A 16,907-nucleotide genomic window follows, 5' to 3' on the forward strand; every position below is an offset into this window, starting at 1 on the left:
TAATGACTAATGACTAATGACTAATGACTAATGACTAATGACTAATGACTAATGACTAATGACTAATGACTAATGACTAATGACTAATGACTAATGACTAATGACTAATGACTAATGACTAATGACTTACCAGCAAAATCAAGCAATTATCTCCACTTTGCCACTATCCAAATCGTAGCGCCCCCCAACAACTTTCAGCTTGCCCGCTTTCACAGCTTCAGCCAAAATAGGCGACGAAGAACTTAACTTCTGCACATTCATTTTCACATTAGCTCTGACTGCATTATCCCACGCATCGCCTTTGTCACCTTTTGTGCTATCAACTGCCGGTTTAATCGCCGCCACCAAAGTCCCAATGTGACCCGGCACAGCCTTCCCATCTAAAGCAGCTTTAACCGCACCGCAGCGTTCGTGACCCAAAATTACTAATAGCGGAACCCCTAATTCTACTACCGCATATTCCATGTTTCCCAAAACCCCATCGTCGAGAAAATTTCCAGCTACTCGGATATCAAATAAATCACCCAATCCTTGGTCGAAAATAATTTCGGGAGCAACCCGCGAATCAGAACAAGCAAGGATGGTTGCAAACGGATGTTGACCCTGCGCTACTTCGACAATTCGCGATCGGGCTTGGTCGGGAAATGTCCGTTTTTGTTCAATGTAGCGTTGATTCCCCTGCATCAATTTCTTGAGAGCACCGTCGGGAGTAATCTCAGAAATAATCTCTGCAGCATTTGCAGCTTGGGCTTGTAAAAACGCAGGTGCAATGCTTGCCGCCAGCATCCCTGCACCAGCCCTCAACATTAAATTTCTTCGCGAAATCCTGCCTGTTTTTTCGCTTTCAGTCATTACTTGCAACTCAGTTCAATTTTTTGTACTTTAGTCATGGACGCACCCCAACAAAAAAACCGACTTTTTAAACTCTCCCAAGAAATTTTTAAACAAATATTTTAGTTAAAAACCCGGTTTCGGGTCGCCCGTGCCTAAGTCCTATATTTTATAGCATAAGAGTTACCACAAGATCGGCAATAGCGACCTAAATTATTTAATTATTCTTTACAAATAGCTAGGGCAAACATTACACTTCAAAAAAATTGCCCAATTTTATTTCAAAAAGTCAACAGCCGTCATCGTTCTGCCGGCAGAGGATGCTATAGTGTATCTAAAAAGACAATTATTTATAAATAAATCCAAATGTCTTACGTTGCCAGCATTCATATCTATCCAGTCAAGTCTCTGGACGGCATAGCAGTCAGTCAAGCTACTATTCTTGCTAGCGGAGCTCTAGAAGGCGATCGCTCTTTTGCAATCTGCGACGCAGCCGGAGAATTTATTAACACTAAGCACAACAGCGGAATCCATTTTCTGCACTTTTCATTTGACATCAAAAAAAGAGTTGCCGGCCTAAAAATTAAAGACACCGAACAAGAAATTTTTTTTCATGTAGATAGAGAACGCCCCGAAATAGAATATTGGTTGAGTAGCTACTTCGGTTTCTCCGTTCAATTAATTGAAAACTTGCTGACAGGGTTTCCCGACAATACCGCAGCACCGGGACCAACTATTGTCAGTACCCAAACCATTGCCGAAGCTGCATCTTGGTTTCCGAGAGTTTGCGTTAACGAGATGCGACATCGCTTGCGAGCTAATATTGAAATAGGAGATGTCCCGGCTTTTTGGGAAGACCAACTTTTTCCAGAAGCAGACGAAATTGTTAGGTTTAAAATAGGGACAGTAATATTTGAAGGCATTAAACCCCGTCAGCCCTGTCTCCTATCAACGCGAAATTCTGCTACGACAGAAACTTATCCAAATTTGAAAAATTTACTAATAGCCAAGTACAAGGAAATTATGCCTGACTTGGCAAAAGATGGGGGTTTAAATCACTTGAGCAGACTGATAGTTAACACGCGAGTACCACGGGAAGCCGCCGGAAAAATAGTACGAATAGGAGACGAAGTTCAAATCCTCAGAGTCACCAAATCTCTATTTAATGCCATTCCTGATTAGTGGTACAGCACGAGTCTGATTAATCCAGCGGCAATTCCAAACTAAGCTTACCCAACACACCAGTTCTAAAATCATTCAACATTTGTCGCGCCGTTCGTTCGACATCTCCTTTATATCTGTCTTTTGCTACCTCGTGCAAATAATCTTCACCGTTACTAGATCCTAAATCTACTTTATACCGGGATTTGAAACCAGATACTGATACTAAAGTGTCATCATCCGCCTCAAGTTTTAGGATCAAATCTACCATAGCCGCCGCTACTACTTGATTGTCGTAAGCAGCTTCGCCAATATCTTCGCAAATAGCTAATTTTATGGCATTTTCTTGATTGTTAATCCGGGTGGGGATGATTCCGGGGGCATCTAATAACTCAATTTCGTCAGAAATGCGAATCCATCTGAGCGATTTAGTTATTCCAGCTCTGCGGGCACTGTCCACTACTCTCTGTCCTAACAGCCGGTTGATTAAAGCAGATTTTCCGACATTTGGAAAGCCCATTACCACCGCCCGAACTGGACGGGGCAGCATACCTCGATCGAACCTGCGTTTATTTAGCTGCACCCCAGCCTCCTGGACAGCATCGGAAACATCGTGTACTCCTTGGCCGTGCTCGGCATTGGTAAAATAGGCGGTTTCTCCCTGGGACTCAAACCATGTTTCCCACGCCTCGCGGGTTCGAGGCGTAATCATATCCATGCGGTTGACCACCAATACTCGCGCCTTACCGCCCACCCAGCTAGGCATTTGGGGGTGGTAAGTCGCCAATGGAATGCGGGCATCTCGGACTTCGAGCACCACATCTACTCGCTTTAGCTGTTCTTTTAATGCCCGTTCAGCTTTGGCAATGTGACCGGGATACCAGTGAATTTTCATTAGTTATTAGTTATTAGTTATTAGTCATTAGTCATTAGTCATCAGTCATCAGTCATCAGTCATCAGTCATCAGTCATCAGTCAGGGCGGGTTTACAAATACCTTGGATTTACATAATAGATACGGATGAACCCGCCCCTAAAGAATCTACGTTTATTTAGTCGGACATGACATCACACCTGACTAACAACTAATGACTAATGACTAACAACTAATGACTAATGACTAAGGCACAATCAAAACTGCACAAGGAGACAGATTGATCACCCGATTGGTAACGCTGTCAGACGCCCCATCATCGGTTAAACCCATCCCGCGACAGCCCATCACAATCAAATCAGCGCCAATTTCGTCAGCCACATCACAAATCGTGAAAGCCGGTTTGCCTTCTCGTTCAATGATTTCAGCTTCAATTCCCTGCTGGGAAAACATCGACTGGGCTTCCGAAAGCAGTTTGGCCACTGCTTCGGGCGAACCCATCACCTCTGGCGGCGCGTCGCCCTCCTCGGCTGGGGGCTCGACTACCGACAGAATAACTAAACGAGAAGCGTAGGTTTTCACGATATTGACAACCTTTTCGGCAGCTTCGCGGGCTTCTCGGCTTTGATCTACAGGAAATAAGACGGTCTTGAACATAGTTCGCATTTCCCGGACACGGACTCCGATAAAATGTTTACGTTGAGCCAAATCAGTGCCGTTTGTTTCATCTTCCGTTTTGTGTGCGGGCGCGGTTGAATGCGTCCGAGGCCCCAAGTGCAAGTGACGAGTGCCACCATTTCAACGGAATTAGACAAAAACACAAATATCTAGGAGGTTAATCCTGTGACAAAAAAAACTGTAGCAAATTTATCAGCATCAGACTTATCGGGCAAACGGGTATTGGTGCGGGCGGACTTTAACGTGCCGCTCGACAACGGCAATATCACTGATGATACTCGCATCCGGGCTGCTCTGCCGACTATTCAGGATTTAGCATCCAAGGGCGCTAAGGTCATTTTGTGCAGTCACTTCGGGCGTCCCAAGGGTGTGACGGAGAAGTTGCGCTTGACTCCGGTTGCTAAGCGGCTGTCGGAATTGCTGGGGAAAGAGGTCAAAAAGACTGACGACTGCATCGGCGATGAAGTGGCTGCTACAGTGGCGGCGATGGCTGATGGCGATGTGGTTTTGCTGGAAAATGTCCGCTTCTATCCCGAAGAAGAAGCAAATGACCCGGAATTTGCCAAGAAGTTAGCTTCTGTGGCCGATTTGTATGTCAATGATGCTTTTGGTACGGCTCACCGGGCTCACGCTTCTACTGAGGGCGTTACTAAGTATCTGAGTCCTTCTGTGGCTGGGTTTTTGATGGAGAAGGAATTGCAGTATCTCGGTAGTGCGATCGACAATCCTCAGCGTCCCTTAGCTGCTATTATCGGTGGTTCCAAGGTTTCCAGCAAGATTGGAGTCATTGAAAAACTGCTCGAAAAGTGCGACAAATTGCTGCTGGGAGGCGGCATGGTGTTCACGTTCTACAAGGCTCGCGGTTTGAGCGTTGGTAAGTCTTTGGTGGAAGATGACAAGCTGGAATTGGCGAAGTCTTTGGAAGCTAAGGCGAAGGAACGGGGAGTTACTTTTCTGTTACCTACTGATGTGGTAGTTGCTGACAAGTTTGCTGCTGACGCTAACACTCAAACTGTCTCTGTTGAGAACATTCCCGATGGTTGGATGGGTTTGGATATCGGCCCGGATTCTGTGAAAACCTTCCAAGATGCTTTGGCCGATTGCAAAACAGTAATCTGGAACGGGCCGATGGGCGTATTTGAGATGGAGAAGTTTGCTGCTGGAACTGAAGGAATTGCCCATTCTTTGGCGGGAATTACTAAAACCGGCACTACCACAATTATCGGTGGCGGTGATTCGGTAGCGGCTGTGGAACAGTTGAATTTGGGGTCTGAAATGAGCCACATTTCTACTGGTGGCGGTGCTAGTTTGGAACTGCTAGAAGGTAAGGAATTGCCTGGTGTTGCAGCTTTAGATGAGGCTTGATTGAGTTAAGTAGGGCGGGCTTGGCCCGCCTTGCTGTAAGCAGGTCTAAATCATTGGCTGCGAATGCTGTTTTTTTTTACCGCAGAGAGCGCAGAGAGCGCAGAGAGGGAGAAAAGAGAGAAAGAAATGGGTTGAAATTCTACTGTTTGCGAGTACGATCGATCTGAAGTGGCAGTGAGGTTTGTTTGTGAAACTTAAAATCTTGGCAAGTATAACGGCAACTGTAGCAGTTTTAGCGCCGTTTTTGCTGGCAGCTCCCGTCAAAGCTCAAAATCCAGATCATGTCCGGCGGTTGCTGGAAAGTAAGGAGTGTGAGGGCTGCGATTTAAGAAATGCTGATTTGTTTAAGGCGAGTTTGTACAGAGCAAATTTAAGGGGTGCTGATTTAAGCGGAGCTAATCTCTACGAAGCTAATTTGCTAGAAGCTGATTTAAGTGGTGCTAATTTGGCGAATGCTAATTTGGTTAATGCGGAGATGTACGGTGTTGGCTTGGACAGTGCTAATTTGCGAAATGCGGATTTGTCTAATGCTTTTTTGGGGCGGGCAAATATGACGAGAGCTGATTTGCGCGGTGCTAAACTTTTTAATGCTAATTTGGGTGAATCTAATTTGCTGCAAGCTAATTTGTCGAATGTGGATTTGAGGCGTTCGCTGCTTTTTAGAGTTAATTTGAATCGCGCGAATTTAAGCGGAGCGGATATGTCTTTTGCTGACGTGCGCGATACTAATTTGCAGAATGCTATTTTGTCAAATACTCGGCTTGCTAAAGCTCAATTGAGCGGGACAAATATTGACGCGGCTAATAATGCGCGGCAAGCTGATTTGGAACGTGCTAACTTGCGGGGGACGAATTTGGGGCCGGGGGTTTGTGTGATAACTACTTTTCCTGATTGTGTTGGGAATTTGGAGTAATTCAGTCCTAGAGTGCGTCAGCCGCGATTATTTTAGCAGCTACGAGAGCGTTTGACCCGCTGGCGCACCCTGGCTCTATCTATAGAGCTTCTTAGGTGAGTTCTGTCCAGCACGAGCGATGACCAATTACGATTACCAATTACCAATTACCCATTACCTCTCTTAAATCAGAATGGGTATATGAGCTAATTTTGAGGTGGTTTGTATCCCCTTTCTAGGGCGAATTTCACAAGCTGGGCGCGATTTTCTAACTGTAGTTTGCTGAATATGCTGCCTAAATGAGCTTGTACGGTCCGGGGGCTAATAAACAGCCGATCGCTAATTTGTTTGTTAGTATAACCTTGGATAACTTCCCAAAATACTCTTTCCTCGGCTGGTGTGAGAGGCAAAGGTGCAGGATTTGGCAATACGGCCACAAGTTTTGGCTCCAGCCTAGCGCTAGAAGTTTGCAGCAGTCGGACAATCTCGGCGTGAATGCGGTGAGAGCGCTCTAATTGTCCCTTCACTTTAGCCAAGATTTCTTCAGACTGAAAAGGTTTTACCAGATAATCGTCAGCGCCGATCGCGTGACCCTCAACTTTTGACTCAATCTCGCCTTGGCCTGATAAAAATATAAACGGCACTAACTGTCCCAAACGGGTAGTACGCAAGCGCCGGCAAAACTCAAACCCGTCCATTTCCGGCATCATCACATCGGAAATTACCAAATCAGGAGGGGCATTTTCAAAAATCGAGAGCGCCTCAATTCCAGAAGTAGCGCATTCCACCCGGTATCCTTGGCTTTCCAGGTACATTGCTAAGACTGTTTGACAGTCTGCTTCGTCGTCAACTACTAAGATTCTTTCCATGACAGCCTTGCACCAATTCCCGTTGACAGTTTTTAAAACTGCGGCTCCCAAAGTAGGAACTTAAATGAGTTTACCTGCTGCAACTTGATAAAGGCTCCCAATTTCAAGACGGCACAATTCCTCAAATAGTCCAATTACCGGTGCCGCTCCCACATAATGGGAAGAAGTAGAGGAATATTGGGGAAAATCTCCTTTTTTTATTTGCCTATCCCAAAAAAGTACAACTTTTTATGAAGCATCGTCAACTTTTCCGCAGAAAATAGCAGCTAAAAGCCAGAATTTTGTTTTATTATACACAAATCTTGCTAACATTTAGACTATTCCTAGACTAGACATGGAAAGGTTTTTAGATTTTTCTGGTTCCGACAGGGGTACAAAGGGCATAAAGTGAGCAGTTGCAGCCGCCGCGGGCGGCGCGAACAAACGCTGGTCGGCAACTAAGATACTTTCAAATATCGGTGCGGGTTCGGGGCGGCTGAACAGATATCCCTGGATGATATCGCAGTTGTGCTTTTTCAAAAAGGCTAGTTCTGCTTCTGTTTCTACGCCTTCAGCAATTACTGTCATGTTTAAACTGTGACCCAGTAAAATTACTGCTGTAGTAATAGCAGCATTTTGAGAGTCTTCATTGGCATTGCGGACGAAAATTCGATCGATCTTTAAACTGTCAAAGGCAAATAGCTTGAGATATCCTAAAGTAGCATAACCCGTGCCGAAGTCGTCGATCGCAATCCGAATTCCTAGAGCTTTAAGTTCGTTTAAAGTAGCGCCTGCGACTGTCGCATTTTCCACTAAAGCGCTTTCGGTCATTTCTAATTCTAAATTAGCAGGCTCCAAGCCTGTAGTTTCCAATATTTGCACGATTCGCGCTTTGAGTTCCGGGTCGGATAACTGTCTGGCCGACAAATTTACTGATATCCTAAAGGGCGAAAACCCCGCCGCCACCCAACTAGCGGCTTGAGCGCAAGCTGAAAGCAGTACCCACTCGCCAATCTGAATAATTAAACCTGTTTCTTCGGCTAAGGGAATAAATTCGGCGGGAGAAATTATACCTCGATCGGGATTTTGCCACCGCACCAAGGCTTCAGCACCGATGATTTGTCCGGTAGCAATATCCACCTGCGGCTGATAGTATACCTGAAACTCACCTTGTGCCAAAGCGCGGCGCAGCAGAGATTCCAGAGCCAACTTTTCAGGAGAGAAGACTGAAGCATTGGTAGATTCGTTAACTAAATCTTTGAGTCTGGCTTCTGCTTGGTGAAGCGCGAATGTCAGCGGTTGAGTAATTCTTTGCCGTTTCGAGATGCCAGAAGCAATGGCTCCGAGCAATTCAGCCTTAGTAAAGGGCTTTGTCAGGTAATCGTCGGCTCCCAATTCCATCCCCCGACGAAAATCGGTTTTGGAACTTTGAGCCGTGAGAAAAATAAATGGAATTGTTGCGGCTAGAGAGTTTTGTCGCAACGTCCGCAACACGTCATAACCGTCGATTTCCGGCATCTGCACGTCGCACAAAATTAAATCGGGGATTTCTGAAAGTGCCATCTGCACCCCAAATCGACCGTTTTCGGCGACAATCACCCGATAGCTTTGAGATTCCAGGAGTTGCAGAAGAGTTTCCCGGATTAATTCGTCGTCCTCAATAACCAAAATTTTGAGCATGATACTTAGATTACAGATGGCACTATATATCAGAACCTGACTAACTCTAGCATACTCAAACTAACGAGCTACTGATTAGGCCAATTAGCCAATAAATTATTAGCCAAATGGCTAATAATTTTGCATCTGTTCTTAAATCACAATCGAATACCTGACAAAATTGGGAATAGTTCGATATTTGTCCAGTTTTGTCAGGTCAGAAAACTGCGGCGCGATACAAGTTTTATAAATTATTATTACAAGCTCGCGGAGATTGAGCCTCAAAAAATGTCGCCAACACTTTCTGCGAGCAGATGGTGGCAATTACTTATATACTTCCAGGTCATATCATATCGGGTCGATCGCCATAACAACGATTCGTAGTGTTCACTTTAGTCCACTCTCCGGCTGCGGACTAAAGTCCGCACGCGCGAGCAAATTTTAATGCTAGCTCATCAGGATAGGCTCGGATACACCGTCTTAATTCAATGGCTTAGTGGAGTTCTCACAAAACTTGTTATCTACAATTGCAGAATTGATGCTGACAGCCTGCATTGATGACGCAACGATTTTGTTTTGCGGAACTACAACTGTCTTTTTACACACAAGTTCGCTGCTGCCTACAGAGGCAAAGTTCCAAGCATAAAATTCGGGATTGCTTACTGTTGCACTGGCGGGACGCAAACCAAATGCTGTCACTAATACTAATCCCAAAGTTAATAAAGCTACGATCGCAAATCTCACCATATTATTTTTTTGAATCTAAAAATTCACCAGCTCAGGATTACCTTATTATTGCCCGATCGCCCTCAAAGCGTCAATAGCCATCAATCGATTTGAGATTTTAGATATTTCGGCTTGCTTCGGCTGCGCCAGCCGACAAGTCGCGAGGGTACAAGTTTTAGATTTTAGATTGATTTGCAAATCCATCTTGCATATAAAGTTTGGGGCGACCAGCGACGAGTGTCTGGGGCTTATGTCTGTTTTTGGGCGGGGGTTATAGGATTTGAGATTAAAAGACTTGAGCTGCATCAATATTCGATATTCGATCGCCCTTTTAACCGCAGATTTTAAACGGATAAACACCGATAGACGCAGATCGTTCCATGACTGAAAGCGATGGAGTGCAACTCGATTCTCAAGAATTGAGGATGATTGACTGGATATGGATTAGGAATTGCCCGACAGTTGTATAATTTGGAGAAAATTGTGTTATAATCTCTTACTTTGCTGTCAGATTCAATTCGTAGGCGATCGGCTCGGATGACTGAGAAACCACTACGAATTCATAAAAACCAGCATCATCCAGCAATCCCGACCAACTCCGATCCTCTGCATCTTGCAGCAAAGCTCTAGCTTTGGTGGTTCTCCCAGGAGAATACATTGACAGCAGAGTAGATTTTGGCGGCGCTTGCAAATTTACTCGCAAAGTTTGATTTTGAGCTAACCGCGCAATATATGCTTTGCCTTCTCCGGGTTTGAGATTACCGGTGAGGGTTTTGCTGTTAGCTCGGCTGTCAAATTCTACGCTTTCGAGAGTTGCTCCTGCTTGCAAAGCTGCGAGGGTGTCGGCGGTGATTGCTTGCCAAATTTGTCCGATCGGCAAACCGATGATATTGCGATCGCGCGGCTGTCGCGGAAACCAATAAAAGAACTTCGCATCAGCCAAATCGTACAAAGCCCGACTGCTCAAATTCAGCTTGTTAACCTCAGTTTTCCAGCGATCGATATCGGCGGTATCGTAACTCCCCAACCTGGCTCTAGCGTCGCTGCTGAGGTTTTGGAGTTTGTCGAGCAACTCGTCGCCGATTTTCTGCCACCTTTCGCGCCACAGGCGATCGTCCTCACCTTCTTTTAGCAGTCGCCCACCCAATTCAGGGTATTTGGCATAGAAATTTTCGTCTACAAGGTTGACGTAACCGCTATAGAATCGATCGTCAATTCCGAGCCTTGAAAAGCGATCGCGCAAAACATCTTCTTGCTGCTGCTTCGGGCCCCGAGTTTGGGGAATTTTCTGCACTTTTGATTGCAGGTTTAACAAATAATTGCCCGCAAACCAGCCAACTCCCCCCATACCCACAAGCACCGCCACCACAAACAAAACCATTTGCCAAGCAGGCATTTTTTGCTGGTTGTTAATAGCGGCTCGCACAGGAATTCCCGGCAGTGTTGGGACTGGGGCGGGCATGGGTATGGGCGATCGATCCGGCGACGGCGCGGGCGCAAAATTTGGGGCCGGCTGCGGTGGCTGTAAAGGCGGATTGCCGGAGAGAGCGAGCATTACCTCGCGAGCCGAGGAGTAACGCTGGTTCGGCCCGTGAGCGAGCATTTTATCCAACACTAGGGACAAATTGGGAGATAGAGAACATTCAGCTCGCCAGTTCCAATTCAACGTCTGGCTGTCGAGCAACTGATGCGGTTCCTTCCCCGTCAGCAACACCAAAACTGTCGCCGCCAGAGCGTACAAGTCGCTGTGGGGATTGACGATGCCCATTTGCATCTGTTCGACGGGAGCATAGCCGAGCTTGCCGATGCGAGTTGCGGGGGCGGGAGTGCCGTTAGCTTCGGCAAACAGAGATTCTACGGTGGCGGCGACTTGTTTGACTCCGCCGAAGTCAATCAACACCGGCATTCCGTCAGACAAGCGCAGAATCAGGTTGTCTGGGGAGATGTCGCGGTGAATCACTCCCAGAGAGTGAATGTATTCGAGCACTGGCAAAATCTGGAACAGCAGTTGATTGATTTCTGCTTCTATGAACCGCAAACCCTGACGCTTGCGGGCATCCAGCAGGAAGCGGTAGGTTTGGCCCGGTACGTAGTCTTGGACGAGAAATAGGTAGCCTCGATCGCTAATACTGACTCGAAACAGTTCGCGGAAGCGCGGGATTTGATTGTGTTGCAGCTTGTAGAGCACTCCGGCTTCTCGCTCGAAGAGTTCCTCGGATTTTTGTAAGGCGTAACTTCCGTGCACTTGGGGCGCAAATTCTTTTAAAACGCAGGGTTCGTTAAATCGGTGGGCATCTTCAGCTAGGTAGGTGCGCCCGAAGCCTCCGTGTCCCAATTCGCGGACGATGCGGTAGTGGTTGTTGAGAGTTATGCCGGGGTAGATGGGATTGTTCATTGAAACTTGCTGCGTCGGATTTGTACGCTTGACTGAAACTATGAGTTTTGGCCGATCGCGCTAATTAATCTTGACATAGTGTGTCAGTGTTGATTGACCGATCGCCCGCCACGGTCATCTCCTGCGGTTATTGTTGTTCAAAAAGGCGGTTTCGGGCGCGCCAGTTGGTCGGCTGTGCGATTTTGGCGACCTCGAATACACCAAGCCATCAACCGTTTTTTTTGCAAGGAACCGGGCGCTAAATTGTATCGGGATCGATATTTAATTCTCGCAGTTTCGCGGCCAGGCGATCGGCTCGTTGAGTCTCCCTTTCTGCAACCTCTTCTAAAGTAGGAACAAGCTCTCCTTCAGCAGTAAAAAAACGCAATTTTTCCCCACAAATTCCCAGACTCAAATCGAGCTGCTGACTCCGCAGATGCCCGAATTCGTTAGGTGCGATTGCTTCATATTCCCCGTCAAGTAAATGAAACCCAGCTAACTCTAAAGTTTCTGCGTCGAACCAAAAGTAATCGTGAGTGCGAAAAGTATCTTGATAGAGTTGTTTTTTAAAGTTTTTGTCTATATTCGCTGTTTTGGGCGACAGGATTTCAACGATAATATTCGGGTACTTTCCCTCTTCATCCCAAACAACCCAGCTTTTCCGAGTTTTTCGTTCAGTTCCGAGTACCACAAAAAAGTCTGAGCCTCGGAAGTCCTTCGATTTGAGTTGCTTGGAACAGTAATAAAGGGTGAGGTTTCCCGCAGCATAGAAATCATTTCTATCTCGCCACAGCCATTCTAGACAGTTGAGCAGTAGGATTATTTGTCGCAGGTGCAGTTCTGTTTCTACGGAATGTTCATCACTATATAAATCGTCGGGCGGAAAGATAAAGTTTTCCGGTATCTCTTGTTCTGGTATTTCTTGGGTAGTAGCTAATTCTGCCGTTGCGGACATGGCTGCTGGGTGAGGAGTAAGAGGTTATCTGTCTATTTTAGCAAGCTTTTGATATCTCTGCCGAGGACTAGACCTCTTGCAAAAGTCAAATTCACCCCCCGCAAGTCCCCCCTTATTAAGGGGAGAAACAAGAATCATCTTGCTCCCTCCCCGCGGGAGGGGAGGGTTGGGGTGGGGGACTTTGGATTTTTGCAAGAGTTCTACTATTCTGAAATCCCGATCGCGCTTTTGTCTAAAAACGCGATCGAACCCCAAACAATTAGTCTTGAAATATTAGCAATTACCCCTTGATTGCGCGTCAGATTCTCTGAGAGCCGCCAGAATTTCCGGTCGTTTCATGCGCGCGTATCCCGGCAATTTCCGGTCTTTGCCGAGATCCTTTAACCGCCTCAGTGAAAGAGCCTCGTAGTCTTCCTCTTGGGGCGGAAACGGCAACTGCAACTGCAACTGCGGTAGCTGAGGTTTTTGCTGCGCCTTCGACTGCTTCTGACGCTGCGCCTTCGGCTGCTTTTTACCCTGTATTTGCGGCGGTATTTCTGAGGGCGTCGCACCGTCGGAAAGTTGGCTGCGGAGTGTAGCGATTTGATTTTTGAGATCGCTTTCTACATCTTCAATCGCCTCGGAAACAAACTGATTAATAATTTGGACTGTGCGTTTTAATTTTATTGACAGCAGCTTTTCTAGTTCATCCAACTGGATCGACGCACCTGCCAGATTTGTCTCAGAAATTACCGCCGATTTCGGAGAATTATCGCTCCCCGACTGTTCATTTTTTTTAGCCAATTTATCTACCTTTTCGTGAAATGTTTTTTCAACTTGTTCGAGCCGACGCTGAATTTGTTCTATTCTGTCACTCTCAAAATTAGGCTGAATTAGAGCTTTTAGTTGCTTTTTTAGTAAATCTTCATTTTTTTTAACAGATTGTTCTATTTGTTTAGTTAGACTATCGATTTTTTTTTGAAATGACTGCTCAAATTGTTGCAGTAGAGTCTCAAGTTGTGAGGTTTTCTGAGTCGGTTGCGGAGCTAAATGTTCCATTTCCGATCGAGCAGCAGCTACCTCCTCATCCGTCATTTCAAAAACCCAAGCCCACATTTGCTCGGTGCCGAGTTCTTTCGCAACAATACACCAATCTGAGCCGCAGATTACTTCATATTCTTCTTCGTTGCTGTAAGCTTCTGTAGGACGTACAATTAAAGGAATTAAGTTGCTACCTTGCTCGATGAGGCTTCTTCTGAGAGCTTCGCGGCGTTCGCGAGGGATTTCTCTCCCCTCAGTCTCAGGTACCGCAATTTGCGAAGTATAAATCTGACTGTGACTAATTGGCTTAATCCGTAAATATTCAACTATTCGGTTTTGATCTTGCGATCGATCCATCTTGTTACAAGTCCCCTTTTGTCATCAAAATTATGGTGTTTGGGTAATTATGTATATTTGCACTTTACAGCCTGCGTTTTGAGTGATGCGAGATTAACCCAATAACTCTCAGCCATAAGGTGCGAGACAAACACCTTAGCCAGACTGTGCGCTCAGGAGGACATATCGCCGCAGTGCTTTACTGTGCCGCTGGCTGTGCGGTGAGAACCCGGGCGATCGACAAAACAGACTGCAATTCCTAAAAAAAGCGACTGTGATGAGTTTAACTGGCTGTGGGACACAAATGATACACCGCTTTACTCATCTTTACTTTTTTTGGAGTTAGGGCGAGCCTCTGCGAGGGCTTCGCTAACAGGCTGACGTTGCGAGTTGCGATCGCAATTCTGCAATAAAAGATATTCTTTCGCTAATTCTGTACAAAAGATGCTACAATACTCTCGATGGCGATGGAGCTCGCCAAAACCGCCTAAATAGTCATTCTTTCCTTGCGTTAATTGAAAGACTAAAAGGCTGATGGCTCCTACTTTTCTGGCTTGCTGCCGGAGAGTAGGGCCGTGAAAACTTCTCACTAACTTCTCACAGCTAGCAAGCCTTTGTCCATACTCAGGAACTGGAGAAAGGAATCTCATGTTAGCTAGTGTGCTGTGGATTTTATTCATGGGCTTTTTTACGGGTCAAATTGCGCGCCGCTTAGGTGCTCCGCCTCTGATTGGAATGATTTTGGTGGGGATAGTTTTAGGGCCGCAAGTTAGCGATGTCCTGAGTCCAGAAGTGCTGAAATCGGCGGATAATCTACCAATTGTGGCAATGATAATTATCCTGATGAAAAACTAACAGCAGTAAGTCCTACTATATTGTTAGCAGCAGTGGATACTTATCCCTTTTGTACAAAAGTTTTGTTCGAGGCAGCAAGCCTAGCGCGTCGTGTTGATGGTGAAGTAATTGTGTTCTACGTCATTAATATTGTGGAAAAAGAAGCTGTAGAACAACTGGGCGATCGCACTCAAAAATTACTTTCAGATATCCGTCATCAACTTATTAGCATTAATGCCTCCGTTTCAAAGGAAATTATTCGCGTCGCTCAAGATTAGACTTGCATTACCAAAGTCATAAACTATCTTGAAAATCATCTGCATCGATAGTTGTTGCATCTGCTTTTAATTAGCCTTGAATTTATCGATCGAAGATTTATACAAGAGGTCTAGTATGAGGTGACAGAGATTGTGATGGAAAAACGGGGACATAGACTTTGCGAACAAGTGTTATATCAATTCCGGTTGCACTCATACATGATGTTAACTGTTAACAGTGAATTTACTATTCCGATGAAAAGAGGATTTGATATTAGTCAGTTTTGGAGCGCAAACGACGATAGTAAAATAGTTTGATTCCCCCGTAATTCTGGGAAAATATCGCAACAATCAACCCTGATTTGGTGATATTTGCAACAGAGGTTTCGCTACTTTAATATTCACCAAGATTTAATTCAAAAATAGGAATTTTTCTCGTGAAATGGTTTGAGCAATTTGAGCAATTCATTGCCTTAGTCAAAATCAGTAAGTGGTTCATCATTTCTTGTCTAGTTGGTATTCTTTCCGGCTTAGGTTCCGCTGCTCTCCTAACATCTTTAGAGTTGGCAACAAATTGGCGAGAGTCTCATCTGTGGATTATTGCCTTATTGCCCCTGGCTGGATTCTTAAGTGGTTGGATTTATCATCGATATGGAAAAAATGTAGAAGCTGGAAATAATCTTTTACTCGAAGAGATTCATAACCCGAAAAATATTATTCCGTTGCGGATGGCTCCGATGGTACTGCTAGGTACAGATATAACTCATTTATTTGGGGGTTCTGCAGGTCGTGAAGGGACAGCACTGCAAATTGCTGCATCACTCGCAGACCAATTAACTAAAATATTCCGCTTTAAACACGCTAATCGACGAATTTTATTAATGTCTGCTCTCAGTGGTGGATTTGCTTCCGTTTTCGGAACTCCCTTAGCTGGAACTATCTTTGGTTTAGAGGTTTTAGCAATTGGAAATATTCAACATGATGCTCTTTTTCCCTGTTTAGTTGCAGCAGTTGTGGGCGATCGCATTACCTTAGCTTTGGGTCTGCATCATACAGCATACCGCCATGCTACCTTTGTACCCACAATGACTCCAATGGGGCTAATTTCTGCAATTGTCGCTGGTGCAATCTTCGGAATTGTGGCGATGATTTTTGCCAGACTCACTCATAAAATAAGCCACTTTTTTAAATCAAAAATATCCTATCCTCCTTTTCGTACTGCGATCGGTGGTGCGATTGTCGCACTGAGTGTGTGGGCGATTGGATCGACTAAATATATCGGTTTGGGTATTCCTACCATTGTCGATGCGTTTAACACTCAGTTACCGCCTTGGGATTTTGCAGCAAAAATAGTGTTAACTGCATTAACTTTAGGGGCAGGTTTTAAAGGAGGGGAAGTGACTCCTCTATTTTTTATTGGTGCAACATTAGGCAATGCTTTGTCATTAATTTTGGCATTACCAGCACCTTTATTGGCAGGAATGGGATTTGTTGCTGTCTTTGGCGGTGCGGCGAATACACCGATCGCCTCAACTTTAATGGGAATTGAACTTTTTGGTCTCGAATCGGGGGTATTTATTGCGATATCCTGTGTGATGAGCTATGTTTTTTCTGGTCATGCCGGCATTTATAGTTCACAGCGAATTAGTTCTAGTAAATACTCTTTTATGCCAATGCAAGAAGAGTTAAAGTTGCCAAATCATGCAAATAATTCTTGTGATACAGAAAAAACCATCAAGTAGTCGCGGCCGTTAACTTTATTTGAGATAGTTCGGTTAATCGGATATGCTGATTACTGATCCTACGCTGTTACATAAACCCGTGATCGCGATGCTAGTCGCTTTGGTATTAGTCATTTGGCTGGAAAACGCTACAAAGCAAATCAGTTGAGCAGCAGGTTGGTTTTTACTCGCGGCTTATCCAGTCTTGCTGATGGCCATGTTTTGCTATGAAAGGCGATCGGTTACAAAACCGTTACATAAGACTTACCCAAAGCTACCCAGCTTTATACAAAGCTGGACTTTGAACCTTACTTCCTGTTTCATTCTGGCAGTGTCGGCACTCACCAGTCCGCAGGCTATCCCCGTCTAACTGACGG

At 45.3% G+C, this 16,907-nt stretch carries 16 protein-coding genes and 1 riboswitch; of the genes, 6 read left to right on the forward strand and 10 right to left on the reverse strand.

Features of this window, described 5'->3' with window-relative positions; translation table 11 throughout:
* Positions 1-138: 138 nt before the first annotated feature.
* Entirely contained in the window at positions 139-852 is a 714-nt protein-coding gene (locus tag IQ263_RS24745) for a carbonic anhydrase (protein WP_194070770.1), read from the reverse strand.
* Between the two features lie 345 nt (positions 853-1,197).
* On the opposite strand from IQ263_RS24745, the gene IQ263_RS24750 reads away from it, so the two are divergent.
* The gene (locus tag IQ263_RS24750) at positions 1,198-2,013 is read left to right on the forward strand and encodes an MOSC domain-containing protein (protein WP_194070771.1); all 816 of its coding nucleotides are present in this window, start codon (positions 1,198-1,200) and stop codon (positions 2,011-2,013) included.
* 19 nt (positions 2,014-2,032) lie between these two features.
* Here the strand turns inward: IQ263_RS24750 and ylqF are convergent, their stop codons facing one another.
* A complete protein-coding gene (gene ylqF / locus IQ263_RS24755) occupies positions 2,033-2,887 on the reverse strand; it encodes a ribosome biogenesis GTPase YlqF (protein ID WP_194070772.1) in 855 nt (284 codons plus the stop codon).
* Between the two features lie 224 nt (positions 2,888-3,111).
* Positions 3,112-3,522 carry a universal stress protein gene (locus IQ263_RS24760; protein ID WP_194070773.1) on the reverse strand — a complete coding sequence of 137 codons (411 nt, stop codon included), beginning with the start codon at positions 3,520-3,522 and terminating at the stop codon, positions 3,112-3,114.
* 186 nt (positions 3,523-3,708) lie between these two features.
* On the opposite strand from IQ263_RS24760, the gene IQ263_RS24765 reads away from it, so the two are divergent.
* Positions 3,709-4,908, forward strand: coding sequence for a phosphoglycerate kinase (locus tag IQ263_RS24765; protein WP_194009193.1), 1,200 nt, complete (start codon positions 3,709-3,711; stop codon positions 4,906-4,908).
* Between the two features lie 187 nt (positions 4,909-5,095).
* A complete protein-coding gene (locus IQ263_RS24770) occupies positions 5,096-5,821 on the forward strand; it encodes a pentapeptide repeat-containing protein (RefSeq protein WP_194070774.1) in 726 nt (241 codons plus the stop codon).
* 185 nt (positions 5,822-6,006) lie between these two features.
* Here IQ263_RS24770 and IQ263_RS24775 read toward each other — a convergent pair whose 3' ends face one another.
* The 7 genes from IQ263_RS24775 to IQ263_RS24805 form a co-directional block, all read right to left on the reverse strand.
* Positions 6,007-6,669, reverse strand: a complete 663-nt coding sequence (locus tag IQ263_RS24775) for a response regulator transcription factor (RefSeq protein WP_194070775.1) — start codon at positions 6,667-6,669, stop codon at positions 6,007-6,009.
* A gap of 312 nt (positions 6,670-6,981) precedes the next feature.
* On the reverse strand, positions 6,982-8,328 hold the full coding sequence (locus IQ263_RS24780) for an EAL domain-containing response regulator (RefSeq protein ID WP_194070776.1): 1,347 nt from the start codon (positions 8,326-8,328) through the stop codon (positions 6,982-6,984).
* Positions 8,329-8,787: 459 nt separating this feature from the next.
* Positions 8,788-9,054 (reverse strand): hypothetical protein, encoded by a 267-nt coding sequence (locus IQ263_RS24785; protein WP_194070777.1) that lies wholly within the window; start codon positions 9,052-9,054, stop codon positions 8,788-8,790.
* A 45-nt stretch (positions 9,055-9,099) separates the two neighbouring features.
* Positions 9,100-9,237, reverse strand: a complete 138-nt coding sequence (locus tag IQ263_RS24790; RefSeq protein WP_194070778.1) for a hypothetical protein — start codon at positions 9,235-9,237, stop codon at positions 9,100-9,102.
* A gap of 292 nt (positions 9,238-9,529) precedes the next feature.
* Complete coding sequence (locus IQ263_RS24795) at positions 9,530-11,428, reverse strand: serine/threonine-protein kinase (RefSeq protein ID WP_194070779.1); 1,899 nt, start codon at positions 11,426-11,428, stop codon at positions 9,530-9,532.
* A 238-nt stretch (positions 11,429-11,666) separates the two neighbouring features.
* Complete coding sequence (locus tag IQ263_RS24800) at positions 11,667-12,362, reverse strand: Uma2 family endonuclease (protein ID WP_194070780.1); 696 nt, start codon at positions 12,360-12,362, stop codon at positions 11,667-11,669.
* 273 nt (positions 12,363-12,635) lie between these two features.
* On the reverse strand, positions 12,636-13,739 hold the full coding sequence (locus tag IQ263_RS24805) for a Rho termination factor (modular protein) (RefSeq protein ID WP_194070781.1): 1,104 nt from the start codon (positions 13,737-13,739) through the stop codon (positions 12,636-12,638).
* A 433-nt stretch (positions 13,740-14,172) separates the two neighbouring features.
* Positions 14,173-14,269: riboswitch (Fluoride riboswitch) on the forward strand.
* Between the two features lie 97 nt (positions 14,270-14,366).
* On the opposite strand from IQ263_RS24805, the gene IQ263_RS24815 reads away from it, so the two are divergent.
* The 3 genes from IQ263_RS24815 (at position 14,367) to IQ263_RS24825 (ending at position 16,551) form a co-directional block, all read left to right on the forward strand.
* Entirely contained in the window at positions 14,367-14,573 is a 207-nt protein-coding gene (locus IQ263_RS24815) for a hypothetical protein (RefSeq protein WP_194070783.1), read from the forward strand.
* A 32-nt stretch (positions 14,574-14,605) separates the two neighbouring features.
* Positions 14,606-14,830, forward strand: coding sequence for a hypothetical protein (locus IQ263_RS24820; RefSeq protein WP_194070784.1), 225 nt, complete (start codon positions 14,606-14,608; stop codon positions 14,828-14,830).
* A gap of 416 nt (positions 14,831-15,246) precedes the next feature.
* Complete coding sequence (locus IQ263_RS24825) at positions 15,247-16,551, forward strand: voltage-gated chloride channel family protein (RefSeq protein WP_194070785.1); 1,305 nt, start codon at positions 15,247-15,249, stop codon at positions 16,549-16,551.
* Positions 16,552-16,907: the final 356 nt, after the last annotated feature.

The organism is Tychonema sp. LEGE 06208, assembly GCF_015207505.1.
Classification (GTDB): domain Bacteria; phylum Cyanobacteriota; class Cyanobacteriia; order Cyanobacteriales; family Microcoleaceae; genus Microcoleus.